Consider the following 13,588-nt stretch of genomic DNA (forward strand, 5'->3'; position numbering starts at 1 on the left):
GTGAAGGCGGCCGTACTGTAGGCGCTGGTGTTGTTGCTAACGTATTGAACTAAGATTTAAGTCTCAGTAATGAGCTTATGAGTTAGTCATAAAAAAGGCCATCCTATTTAGGGTGGCCTTTTTTTGTGGAGGGAAGTGAAACATTACTAAAATAGAATAAGAGCTTTAGCGAAATAATAACTCACGATATGTGAGATAGAGATAATTATTTGTTAGATAGCATATTGTAATCTACGCCATAGCTTGTTATATTGTCGCTGCACTTAACGCTAGCAGTTATTTTAGATTGCAGTAGTGCAAAATCAGGTAAAATTAATAATTTTACCGTCAAGGGCTTGCATTCTATGCTAAATATTGTATAATGCTGTCCTTTACACCCATAGGCGATTGGCTCAATTGGTAGAGCATCGGTCTCCAAAACCGAGGGTTGTAGGTTCGAGTCCTACATCGCCTGCCATCTTCTTATCACATCTTTGTTGTACCCCACCATCTCCGAAGCGAGTTCTTTATGAGCAATGATCAAGATAACCTCGAGACTAAGTTATCTGATGCCAAGGCGGTTGCTGGTGGAATGCTGTCTAAAAATAAGCATGTTTCAGCTAGCGGTACTACTGCTGTTGAAGTGGCTAAGACTGGCTCAATAAAAGATTTGATTTTGTGGCTACTTGCCGCAGCTGTATTAATCGGTGCGACTCTAGTAAATCAATACTTACCAGGCTATTGGCAACCTGCCAACGATGTCTGGGTACGTATTGGTATTATTGTCGCACTTGTTGTATTTGCATTAGTCTGTTTGGCGCTAACGCATCAAGGCCGTGCTTTTAAAATATTGCTAAAAGACGCTGCCGTTGAGCTTCGCCGAGTGACATGGCCAGGTAAAGACGAAACCTTTCAATATACATGGCAAGTGATTGTTGTGATTGCGATTGCTGGTTTCTTTATTTGGTTATTGGATAACTTTTTTAATTGGTTCGTTGGTATCTTCATCGGTTAATAGCACGTATTAGTGACTATTAGCGAGACATTTACTCATAACAACTTATTTATAATGATCAGGAGCGTGATATGCGTTGGTATATTGTCCAAGCGTTTTCAGGATATGAAAAACAAGTACAACGTTCATTAACTGATCGTATTAATCGTAGTGACTTTGCTGAGTCATTCGGCGATGTATTGGTTCCTACTGAAGAAGTCGTCGAAATGAAAGACGGCAAAAAACGTAAGAGTGAGCGCAAGTTCTTTCCTGGATATGTATTGATCCAAATGGAAATGAACGATAATACTTGGCACATTGTAAAAGATTGCCCACGTATTATGGGCTTCATCGGTGGTACGCCTGAGATGCCTGCACCGATTACGCAAGTAGAAGCTGATCGCATTTTAAACCGTTTGAACCAGACTGAAACTGACCCACGTCCTAAGACTCTATTTGAGCCGGGCGAAGAGTTGTTGGTTATCGATGGTCCATTTACTGACTTTAAAGGGTTGGTAGAAAAAGTGGATTATGAGAAGTCTAAACTACATCTAACGGTAAACGTATTTAATCGACCTACACAGGTTGAGCTTGAATTTAGTAAAGTTGAAAAACTGGACTAAATTAGCAAAAAATTCATCAACCGGGGAGCTGTTAGTCAATTAGGTATATACCACGTTGATTTGGCGCTATTACCCATTTAGGAGAGTATCATGGCTAAGAAGATTGATGGTTACATCAAACTGCAAGTGCCTGCAGGCAAAGCAAATCCTTCACCACCTATTGGTCCAGCTTTGGGTCAAAAAGGCGTGAACATCATGGCGTTCTGTAAAGAATTTAATGCTGCGACCTCAGGCCAAGAGCCAGGTCTACCGATCCCAACTGAGATCACAGTATACAGTGACAAATCTTTTACCTTCATCATGAAGTCACCACCAGCTGCATACTTACTACGTAAGGCTTCTGGTATTGCTAAAGGTTCAGGTACACCGAACACTGCTAAAGTTGGTAAAGTTGACCGTGCACAACTAGAAGACATCGTTAAGACTAAAAATGCAGATTTAACTGCTGCTGATCTTGACGCTGCTGTCCGTACCATCGCTGGTACTGCACGTTCAATGGGTATTACCGTGGAGGGTGTATAATGTCTAAGCTAACCAAACGTCAAAAAGAAATTCAAAGCCGTATTGATAACGAAAAACAATACACTATTGAAGAAGCGGTTCAAATCCTAAACGATTTGCCAGCGCTAAAGTTCAAAGAGTCTATCGATATCGCAGTAAACTTGGGCGTTGACCCACGTAAATCTGACCAAGTAGTTCGTGGCGCAACCAACCTACCTGCTGGTACTGGTAAAACCAAACGCGTTGCTGTATTTGCTCAAGGCGCTGCTGCTGAAGCCGCTAAAGAAGCTGGTGCGGACATCGTTGGTTTTGAAGACCTAGCAGAGCAAATCAAAGCCGGTAACATGGACTTTGATGTTGTTATCGCAGCTCCAGATGCTATGCGTGTTGTTGGTCAATTAGGTACTATCCTAGGCCCACGTGGTCTAATGCCTAACCCTAAAGTTGGTACGGTAACGCCAAACGTTGCTGAAGCTGTGACTAATGCGAAAGCTGGTCAGGCTCAGTACCGTGTTGATAAAGCTGGTATCATCCATGCAACTATCGGCCAAGTTGGTTTCACTGCTGATCAAATCGAGCAAAACGCGCAAGCGATTCTTTCTGATCTAAAGCGTGCTAAGCCTGCTACTTCTAAAGGTACTTTCATTAAGAAAATCACCTTGTCTAGCACGATGGGTCCAGGTCTAACGATCGATGCTGTTCCTTATCGTACTGCTAAATAATTAAAGTTTTTATCTTCAAATATTTTGAATGATAAACACAAACAGTTTTTAAAGAATTAGGTCAGCGTAGTATTTGCTACGCTGTCTAAGACCGTAGGTAGAGAGTAGTTTAAAGTCATATTTAGCGATCTTCGGATAGTTGCTTATGATAATAAGTCACTTTTGTTAATCGACGACAGATGAAAATCTTAGTTGTCCTACGCAGACGGTGGCCCACACAGTTTAAGACACGAGCGAATAGGGCGATAGGATTATTTATAATCTTCAAACTATTACTCAACGTCATTCTGATAACGGTGCCGTAATCAGTCGTTGCCAGTAGATGCTTTTTTTATTAATTGAATCCGCTGGTAATGTGTCGTATCAAGTCAGTCTTAGCTTACAGTTTGAGCGCATAAAAACCTTGTTTTTGGCACTTTTATTATAAGTCGATTGATAAGATTAAAGGAGTCAACTTATGGCATTAACGCTAGAACAAAAACAACAAGTTGTGGCTGAAGTGTCTGAAGTTGCTGCTAATGCTTACTCAGCAGTAGCTGCCGAATATCACGGTATTGGTGTTGCACAGCTTACTAAGCTGCGCGAACAAGCTCGTGATAAAGGTGTTGTTTTGAAAGTGGTAAAAAATACACTAGCAAAACGCGCTTTTGAAGGCACTAAGTTTGAGAGCATGTCAGACCGTATGACTGGTCCACTACTTTTGGCTTTCTCTATGGAAGATTTGGGATCTGCTGCTCGAGTCGTTTTCGACTTCAGCAAAGATAACAAAGCTTTAGAGACCAAATTAGTATCAGTCGGTGGTGAAGTTTATGGTCCAGAAGAGCTAGAGAGCGTATCGAAGCTACCAACTCGCGACGAAGCAATCTCTATCTTGATGGCTACTATGAATGCACCAGTGACCAAGCTTGTCCAGACTATGAACGCTGTTCCTGGCAAGTTCGTTCGCACTGTAGCGGCAATCAAAGACGCAAAAGAAGCTGCTTAATTGCTTGTTTTAACGTAACTTTAACATCGCTAATTTTGGTTGCATTTTATTGTCACATTAGGCAAGCAATCAAGGCGATATTAGAATCAATTAATTTTTATCAGATAACGGAGAGTTCTCATGGCACTATCTAAAGATGACGTGTTAAATGCAATCGCTGAAATGTCAGTAATGGATATCGTTGAGTTAATCAGCGACATGGAAGAAAAATTCGGCGTAACAGCTGCTGTTGCTGCTGCACCTGCTGCTGCTGGTCCTGCTGCTGCTGCTGCTGAAGAAAAAGACGAGTTTGACGTAGTTCTTGCCAGCTTTGGCGAGAAGAAAGTTGGCGTAATTAAAGCCGTACGTGAAGCTACTGGTCTTGGCCTAAAAGAAGCGAAAGATTTGGTTGAAAGCGCTCCAGCTCCAATCAAAGAAGGCGCATCTAAAGCTGAAGCTGAAGAGTTGAAAAAGAAACTTGAAGAAGCTGGTGCAACTGTTGAACTAAAATAAGTTTAACACTGTACGAAAAAAAAGCTGGTAATGCCTTGCATTGCCAGCTTTTTTTTACTATAATTCGTAGCTTGACCTTTTGTGTCTGCCAACATACGTATGCAACATCACGGTGGATACCCATCAAAAGGACAGACGATATACATGCAAGCACACATGCCAGTTTTTGAAATCAGTTAATATGAGCTAAACGTCTGTAGATGTTTGGCATTTTTTTGTGTCTGCATGCTTTCCTATCAACACTATAGTTTATACTGATTCTAAAAGTTATAGTTACCCCGATTATTAATCCTGAAAAAAGCGGTATTCTTAAAAAAGCTGTTGATCATAAGTTGCCTACTTGGTTTGGCATGACTGTCGATATTTAGTCTTATAGACAGTTTGTATGTGTAGGGAACATAGTTCGGTAATAAGTAGTCTAGATGGCAAGTGGTATGGATGCAATCTTAATAGACATTATTCCCCAGCAATGTATTTGTAAATTATGCCTGATAGGCAATGCGTTATAGATTATATAATATTGAATTTTTTGGTTGCAACAGTCATATAACTGATTCACTTACCATGAATTTAGCAAGCAACGATGAGATTAAGTGAAGTGTGCTAGGTAAGCACTGAAGAGTAAAGTAGTAATTGACAGAAAAGACATGAACTGAACACGAAGACCTGTTTTATATTATCGTTTACGTCGCCACGTTTGCATCGTATTTATGCATACTGGCCACGCTTTTAATTTGTTTCCACGTTTACTGTAAGGACTCTCGATGGCATATTCTTATACTGAAAAAAAGCGTATTCGCAAAAGTTTTGCTGAATTGCCCACTGTAATGGACATTCCCTATTTACTGTCTATTCAAGTAGATTCTTATGAGCAATTTTTGCAAGAGCATAAAAAGCCGAAAGCTCGTGAGAATACTGGTTTGCAAGCTGCGTATTCCTCTATTTTCCCAATTGAGAGTCACTCTGGTAACGCAGAGCTACAATTTGTTGAGTACTATTTAGGCACGCCTGAATTTGATGAGCGTGAGTGTATCTTACGTGGTTCAACGTTTGCTGCGCCTATGCGTGTCAAAATCCGTTTGATTATCAAAGACAAAGACAGCAAAGACAAAGATAGCAAAGCTGCTATCAAAGATATCCGTGAGCAAAGCGTTTACATGGGCGAGATGCCTTTGATGACGGCTAACGGTACTTTCATTATCAATGGTACTGAGCGTGTTATCGTATCTCAGCTACATCGTTCACCTGGTGTGTTCTTTGATCATGATAAAGGTAAGTCGCACTCAAGTGGTAAAGTGCTTTATAACGCACGTATCATCCCTTACCGTGGTTCATGGTTAGACTTTGAATTTGATGCAAAAGATTTAGTATTTGCTCGTATTGATCGTCGCCGTAAGCTACTTGCGTCAATCATCCTACGCGCACTTGGTCTAACAACTTCTGAAATCTTAGATTTATTCTTTGATAAAGTTGCTGTTTATAAAGGCGAAGAGACGTTTGAAATTGATTTAGTTGCTGATCGTCTACGTGGCGAAATGGCTCAGTTTGATATCGTATCACCTGAAGGTGACGTTATCGTAGAGCAGGGCAAACGCATCAACGCACGCCGTATACGTCAGCTTGAAGAAGCAGGTATGACGAAAATTGCTGTGCCTGATGAGTATCTATACGAGCGTATCTTAGCAGAAGACATCGTCGTTAACGACGAAATCATCGCTAAAGCAAACACGCCAATCGACCATGAATTATTGGTTAAATTGAACTCATTTGAAGCCAGTGGTGCCATCAAAGAGTTCAGCATTCTATTCACGAATGATATCGACCAAGGTAGTTATATTGCCGATACGCTACGTGCTGATAGTACCTCAAGCCGTGAAGAAGCGTTGATCGAAATCTACAAAGTAATGCGTCCAGGTGAGCCACCAACGGTTGAAACTGCTGAGAAACTGTTTGAGAGCATGTTCTTTAATGCAGATCGTTATGACTTATCAAACGTCGGTCGTATGAAGTTCAACCGTCGTCTTGGTTTAGAATTTGATAACACTGATGATCCTGATATCCAGCGCGAACGCAGTGTATTGACCAACGATGATATCGTTAACGTTCTAAAAGAGCTTATCGAGATTCGTAATGGTCGAGGCGATGTCGATGATATTGACCATCTTGGTAACCGTCGTATTCGTTCAGTAGGTGAGATGGCAGAAAACCAATTCCGTGTTGGTCTAGTACGTGTTGAGCGTGCCGTAAAAGAGCGTTTAAGCTCAGCAGAATCAGACAACTTGTCGCCACAAGATTTGATTAACTCTAAGCCAGTAGCGGCTGCGGTTAAAGAATTCTTTGGTTCAAGCCAGTTGTCACAGTTTATGGATCAGAACAACCCGTTGTCTGAAGTTACCCATAAGCGCCGTGTATCAGCGTTAGGACCTGGTGGTCTAACTCGTGAACGTGCAGGCTTTGAAGTACGTGACGTACATGATACCCATTATGGCCGTGTATGTCCTATTGAGACTCCTGAAGGTCCAAACATTGGTCTAATTAACTCACTAGCAACATTTGCTAAAACCAACAGCTTTGGCTTCTTAGAAACGCCATATCGCCGTGTGGTTGATGGTAAAGTGACTGACGTTATTGAGTATCTATCAGCAATCGAAGAAGTAGGTACTGTCATTGCACAGGCTGATTCTCCGATGACTGAAGATGGCGCGTTATCTGATGAGATGGTCAGTGTACGTAGCTATGGTGAATTTGTTCGTATGCCGCCAGAAAAAGTGACGCATATGGATGTATCACCAAGTCAGGTAGTATCGGTTGCAGCAGGTCTGATTCCGTTCCTAGAGCATGATGATGCTAACCGTGCCTTGATGGGCTCGAACATGCAGCGTCAGGCTGTTCCTACGCTACGTGCTGATAAGCCGTTAGTAGGTACTGGTATGGAGCGTCACGTTGCTCGTGACTCTGGTGTTTGTGTTATCGCTAAGCGTGGCGGTGTGATTGAAGATGTTGATGCATCACGTATCGTTGTTCGTGTAAACGAAGACGAGATGACTGCTGGTGAAGCGGGTATCGATATCTATAACTTGATCAAATACACGCGCTCTAACCAAAACACTTGTATCAACCAACGTATCATTGTTAACCAAGGTGACGAGATTGCTTTGGGTGACATCTTGGCTGATGGTCCTTCAACGGATCTTGGTGAGCTAGCACTAGGCCAGAACATCCGCATCGCATTTATGCCGTGGAATGGTTACAACTTCGAAGATTCAATCTTGTTATCTGAAAAAGTAGTTAAAGAAGATCGTTTCACTACTATTCATATCCAAGAATTGACTTGTGTGGCTCGTGATACCAAGCTAGGTACAGAAGAGATCACTGCTGATATTCCAAACGTTGGTGAAGCAGCATTATCAAGTCTTGATGAAGCAGGTATCGTCTATATCGGTGCTGAAGTTGACGCTGGTGATATCCTAGTTGGTAAAGTGACGCCAAAAGGTGAAACGCAACTAACGCCAGAAGAGAAACTACTACGGGCTATCTTTGGCGAAAAAGCGGCTGACGTGAAAGACACTTCACTACGCGTACCAACTTCAAGTAAAGGTACGGTTATTGATGTACAGGTCTTCACCCGTGATGGCGTTGAAAAAGACGCACGCGCAAGAGCGATTGAAAAATCGCAGCTTGATAGCTATCGCAAAGATTTGAAAGAAGAGCTACGTATCTTTGAAGAAGCAGCACGTGGCCGTATTGGTAATCTACTAGATGGCCAAAAAGTCAGCGGCGGCGCTGGTCTAAAAGCTGGTACAGTTATGGCATTGGCTGATATGAAAGATATGAGCCTTGAGACATTGCTTGATATTCAACCAGTAGAAGAAGAAATCTCTGAGCGTCTAACGCAAATCGCTGATTACTTGGTTGATAAGCAAAAAGACATCGATGTGAAGTTTGCTGAGAAAAAACGCAAATTGACTGCTGGTGATGACTTACAACATGGCGTACAAAAAATCGTTAAAGTATATCTAGCGGTTAAGCGTCGTATTCAGCCTGGTGATAAAATGGCTGGTCGTCATGGTAACAAAGGTGTTGTATCGCGCATCATGCCAGTTGAAGACATGCCTTATGATGAAAATGGAAATACCGTTGACATCGTATTGAACCCGCTTGGTGTACCATCTCGTATGAACATCGGTCAGGTTCTAGAGACGCATTTGGGTATGGCAGCGAAAGGGTTGGGCGAGAAGATTGACGGTATGCTCAAATCTCAAGCAGCAATCAAAGAGCTACGTGACTTCTTGGACAAAATCTATAACCAAGTAGGCGGTGAGCAAGTTGATCTTGATAGCTTAAGTGATGATGACATCATGGCGCTAGCAGACAACTTACGTGGCGGTGTACCGATGGGCACAGCAGTATTTGACGGCGCAAGAGAAAGCCAAGTTAAAGACTTGCTCGAGCTTGCTGGTATGGATCGCGATGGTCAGCAGACGTTATATGATGGTCGTACAGGTCAGAAGTTTGACCGTAAAGTAACTGTCGGCTACATGTACATGCTTAAGCTTAACCATTTGGTTGATGACAAAATGCATGCGCGTTCAACAGGTTCTTATTCTCTAGTGACGCAGCAGCCATTGGGTGGTAAAGCTCAGTTTGGTGGTCAGCGCTTCGGTGAGATGGAAGTGTGGGCACTAGAAGCATACGGCGCGACTTACACGTTGCAAGAAATGCTAACGGTGAAGTCGGATGACGTTGAAGGCCGTACTCGTATGTACAAAAACATCGTTGATGGTGAGCAGTATATGGATCCAGGCATGCCTGAGTCGTTTAACGTACTGACCAAAGAAATCAAATCACTGGGTATTAATATTGAGTTAAAACAAAGCAACTAGCCCGTTGTTTAACTTAGTTGTCCACTAAAGGCAGTCTGCTTTATTGCTGCTGCTTTTAGTGATTTGTCTCAACCCTATTCATTGCCTTCATTCATCTTATCTGCGTCAATGGTACGCTGTCAGATGATTATAAAGATAACGGAGAAGCAACTTGAAAGATTTACTCGATATCATGCAAAGCCCTACCGGCAACGGTAACCAAGAGTTTGATAGCATTCAAATTACTTTAGCCTCACCTGACGTCATCAAGTCATGGTCGCACGGCGAAGTGAAAAAGCCTGAAACCATCAACTATCGCACGTTCAAGCCTGAGCGTGATGGTCTTTTTTGTGCCAAAATCTTTGGCCCAGTAAAAGACTTCGAATGTTTATGTGGTAAGTATAAGCGCCGTAAGTTCCAAGGCGTTATCTGCGAAAAATGTGGTGTTGAAGTTACCACTGCTAAAGTTCGTCGTGATCGCATGGGTCATATCGACCTAGCCAGTCCAGTTGCGCATATTTGGTTCTTAAAATCATTACCAAGCCGTATCGGTCTATTGCTAGACATGACGCTACGTGATATCGAGCGCGTTCTATATTTCGAAAGCTATATCGTTACTGAGCCTGGTCTAACTAGCTTAGAAAAGTACCAGTTACTTGATGATGAAGATTATTATAAAGCGCTTGAAGAGTTTGGTGACGAATTCACAGCCAAGATGGGTGCTGAAGCCGTTCAAGACCTATTAAAAGACATCGATATCGATCTTGAAATTGATGAGCTACGTGAAGCGATTCCACAAACTGGTTCTGAGACTAAGCTTAAGAAGATGTCTAAGCGTCTCAAATTATTAGAAGCATTCCGTGATTCTAATAACAAGCCTGAGTGGATGGTAATGAACATCTTGCCAGTACTACCACCAGATTTGCGTCCTCTAGTACCGCTAGAAGGCGGCCGTTTTGCGACGTCAGATCTAAACGATCTATATCGCCGCGTAATCAACCGTAACAACCGTCTTAAGCGCCTGCTTGAGCTAAGTGCTCCTGATATCATCGTACGTAATGAAAAGCGTATGTTGCAAGAGTCAGTCGATGCGTTGCTTGATAACGGTCGTCGCGGTCGTGCCATCACTGGTAGTAACAAACGTCCATTGAAATCTTTGGCAGATATGATCAAAGGTAAGCAAGGTCGTTTCCGTCAGAACTTACTTGGCAAGCGTGTCGATTACTCTGGTCGTTCGGTTATCGTTGTAGGTCCAACACTACGTCTACATCAGTGTGGTCTACCTAAGAAAATGGCACTAGAATTATTCAAGCCATTTACTTATAACAAACTATTGTCTCATGGTTTAGCGACTACGATTAAAGCTGCCAAAAAGATGGTAGAGCGTGAAGAGCCACAAGTGTGGGATATGCTGGCCATGGTTATCCGTGAGCATCCAGTACTTCTTAACCGTGCGCCAACACTTCACCGTTTGGGTCTACAGGCATTTGAGCCAGTATTGATCGAAGGTAAAGCCATCCAGTTGCATCCGCTTGTTTGTACTGCATTCAACGCCGATTTCGATGGTGACCAAATGGCCGTTCACGTGCCATTGACGCTAGAAGCACAGCTTGAATCACGTGCCCTGATGATGTCTACCAACAACATCTTGTCACCTGCGAACGGTGATCCGATCATCGTACCATCTCAGGATGTTGTACTAGGTCTATATTACATCAGTCGCTCGTCGATCAATGCCAAAGGCGAGAGCATGATTTTTGCTACCGTTAATGAAGCATTGCGTGCAATTGGTTCAAACGATCTACATGTAAACGCTAAGATCAAAGTGCGTGTTACTGAGACGCAAATTGACGAAGACGGTAACGAGACTAAAGAAATCAGTATCAAAGATACGGTTGCTGGTCGTCTACTTATCTGGAACATCATGCCTAAAGGTATGACGTTTGATGAGTGTAACCAGGAGATGACGAAGAAAAATATCTCTCGTTTGATTAACTCTTGCTACCGTAAAGTTGGCGTAAAAGAAAGTGTTATGTTTGCTGACCAATTGATGTATCTTGGTTTTGCTCAAGCAACACTATCTGGCGTGTCTATCGGTATCGACGACATGGTCATTCCACCACTTAAGAAGCAAATCATCGAAGTGGCAGAAGGCGAAGTTCGCGAAATCGAAGATCAGTTCGAGCAAGGTTTCGTAACTGCTGGTGAGCGCTATAACAAAGTAGTTGATATCTGGTCACGTACCAACGACAAAGTCGCTAAAGCGATGATGGACAACTTGGCAACAGATAAAGTTATCAACGCACAAGGTGAAGAAGACGAGCAGAAGTCATTCAACTCGATCTTTATCATGTCAGATTCTGGTGCTCGTGGTAGTGCGGCACAGATTCGTCAGTTGGCTGGTATGCGTGGTTTGATGGCGAAACCAGATGGCTCAATCATTGAGACACCGATTAAAGCTAACTTCCGTGAAGGTTTGACCGTACTACAGTACTTCATTTCAACTCACGGTGCACGTAAAGGTCTAGCGGATACGGCACTGAAAACAGCTAACTCGGGTTACCTAACTCGTCGTCTGGTTGATGTGGCACAAGATTTGGTTATCACTAGCGATGATTGTGGTACTGAAGAAGGCCTACTCATGAAACCACATATCCAAGGTGGTGAAATCATTGAGAAGCTAGGTGAGCTAGTACTGGGTCGTGTGACTGCTCGTGACGTTACTTACAATGACGATGCTGATAAAGTATTGATTCCAGCTGGTACATTGATCGATGAGTACTGGGTTAACGTCCTTGATAACAACGCAATCGATGATATCTGGGTACGTTCAGTAATTACGTGTGATATCGAGCATGGCGTATGTTCACAGTGTTATGGTCGTGACCTTGCACGTGGTCATAAAGTGAACATCGGCGAATCAGTCGGTGTTATGGCAGCTCAGTCTATTGGTGAGCCAGGTACTCAGTTAACCATGCGTACGTTCCACGTGGGCGGGGCAGCGAGCTCAGCCTCTGTAGATAACAGCATCTCTGTACGTAATGCTGGTCAAGCGCACTTTGAAAACATGAAAACAGTACAGCATACCGATGGTCACTTAGTCATCGTATCGCGTTCAGCTGAAATCGCATTGACCGATGAGCTTGGCCGTGAGCGTGAACGCTATAAAGTACCATATGGTTCAAGCGTACTTGTGAAAGACGAAGAGCAGGTTGAAGGCGGTCAAACTATCGCTAAGTGGGATCCGCATACGCATCCAATCATCACAGAATTTGCTGGTACAGCACGCTTCAGTGACATCACTGATGGTATGACTGCAACAGTGAAGGTTGATGATGCGACTGGTATGAGCTCATTTGAGATTCTAGCCACTCGTGACCGTTCAAGCTCGGCAAAAGACTTACGTCCTGCGATTATCTTGAACACTGACGAAGGCAAAGAAGTGGTTTACTTCTTACCAGCTGAAACTATTATCCGCGTAAGCGATGGTGAGAAAGTAGCAGCAGGTTCGATTCTAGGCCGTGTACCACAAGCGTCTTCTGGTACGAAAGATATTACCGGTGGTCTACCACGTGTTGCTGATCTATTCGAAGCACGTCGTCCAAAAGATCACGCCATCATGGCAGAAATGACTGGTGTGGTAAGCTTTGGTAAAGAGACTAAAGGTAAGAACCGCTTCATTATTACTAATGAAGATGGCGAAGTACATGAAGAGCTAATCCCGAAATGGCGTCAAATAAACGTCTTTGAAAACGAGACGGTAGCACGTGGTGAAGTGATCGCTGATGGTCCACAGAACCCACATGATATCTTGCGTTTGAAAGGTCAGACTGCACTTGCTGATTACATCGTCAACGAAGTACAGGACGTTTATCGCTTGCAGGGTGTAAAAATCAACGACAAGCACATCGAAGTTATCATTCGTCAGATGCTGCGTAAAGTTGAAATCACTGACGGCGGCGACTCAAGTCACTTCAAAGGTGATCAGGTCGAGTATGCAGATATCAAAGCATTGAATGCTAAGCTAGAAGCGGAAGATAAATTCCCAGTACAGTTTGAGCGTCAATTACTAGGTATCACCAAGGCAAGTCTAGCAACTGAAAGCTTTATCTCAGCGGCTTCTTTCCAGGAAACAACCCGTGTACTAACTGCGGCTGCTGTGACTGGTAAAGTAGATGAGCTACGTGGTCTAAAAGAAAACGTGGTTGTTGGTCGCTTGATTCCTGCAGGTACTGGTCTTGCTTATCATAAAGCACGTAAAGAAAAAGCAGATCAGAAGCTACAAGATAAAGATTTGAATGCAGCGTTTGATATGACTGCAAGCACTGATAGCAAAGACTTTGCAAGCTTTGATGAAGCATTTGCTCAAGAGTTAAATCAAGATAATTAATAGCATTAAGTATCCTGATTCATTCTTAATTTGATAAAAA

Annotated in this window: 8 protein-coding genes and 1 tRNA gene; all 9 read left to right on the top strand. The window is 42.9% G+C overall.

Annotated features, from left to right (window positions below; genetic code table 11):
* Positions 1 to 381 precede the first annotated feature (381 nt).
* The 9 genes from QL886_RS09875 (at position 382) to rpoC (ending at position 13,548) form a co-directional block, all read left to right on the top strand.
* Positions 382 to 457, top strand: a tRNA-Trp gene (locus tag QL886_RS09875).
* A 51-nt stretch (positions 458 to 508) separates the two neighbouring features.
* Complete coding sequence (secE, locus tag QL886_RS09880) at positions 509 to 994, top strand: preprotein translocase subunit SecE (protein WP_057761731.1); 486 nt, start codon at positions 509 to 511, stop codon at positions 992 to 994.
* Positions 995 to 1,065: 71 nt separating this feature from the next.
* Positions 1,066 to 1,596, top strand: a complete 531-nt coding sequence (gene nusG, locus QL886_RS09885; RefSeq protein ID WP_057761729.1) for a transcription termination/antitermination protein NusG — start codon at positions 1,066 to 1,068, stop codon at positions 1,594 to 1,596.
* A gap of 90 nt (positions 1,597 to 1,686) precedes the next feature.
* Entirely contained in the window at positions 1,687 to 2,118 is a 432-nt protein-coding gene (gene rplK / locus QL886_RS09890; protein ID WP_290178580.1) for a 50S ribosomal protein L11, read from the top strand.
* Complete coding sequence (rplA, locus tag QL886_RS09895; RefSeq protein ID WP_057761725.1) at positions 2,118 to 2,819, top strand: 50S ribosomal protein L1; 702 nt, start codon at positions 2,118 to 2,120, stop codon at positions 2,817 to 2,819. The genes rplK and rplA overlap by 1 nt, the downstream gene beginning before the upstream one ends.
* A gap of 457 nt (positions 2,820 to 3,276) precedes the next feature.
* Positions 3,277 to 3,804: a 50S ribosomal protein L10 gene (gene rplJ, locus QL886_RS09900; RefSeq protein ID WP_290178581.1), complete on the top strand. Its 528-nt coding sequence runs from the start codon at positions 3,277 to 3,279 to the stop codon at positions 3,802 to 3,804.
* 120 nt (positions 3,805 to 3,924) lie between these two features.
* Positions 3,925 to 4,296 carry a 50S ribosomal protein L7/L12 gene (rplL, locus tag QL886_RS09905; protein WP_057761722.1) on the top strand — a complete coding sequence of 124 codons (372 nt, stop codon included), beginning with the start codon at positions 3,925 to 3,927 and terminating at the stop codon, positions 4,294 to 4,296.
* Positions 4,297 to 5,060: 764 nt separating this feature from the next.
* Positions 5,061 to 9,179: a DNA-directed RNA polymerase subunit beta gene (gene rpoB / locus QL886_RS09910; protein WP_101204292.1), complete on the top strand. Its 4,119-nt coding sequence runs from the start codon at positions 5,061 to 5,063 to the stop codon at positions 9,177 to 9,179.
* Positions 9,180 to 9,330: 151 nt separating this feature from the next.
* Positions 9,331 to 13,548 carry a DNA-directed RNA polymerase subunit beta' gene (gene rpoC / locus QL886_RS09915; protein ID WP_057761718.1) on the top strand — a complete coding sequence of 1,406 codons (4,218 nt, stop codon included), beginning with the start codon at positions 9,331 to 9,333 and terminating at the stop codon, positions 13,546 to 13,548.
* Positions 13,549 to 13,588: the final 40 nt, after the last annotated feature.

Origin of the sequence: Psychrobacter sp. APC 3281, assembly GCF_030407815.1 — a bacterium.
In the GTDB taxonomy this organism is placed as follows: domain Bacteria; phylum Pseudomonadota; class Gammaproteobacteria; order Pseudomonadales; family Moraxellaceae; genus Psychrobacter.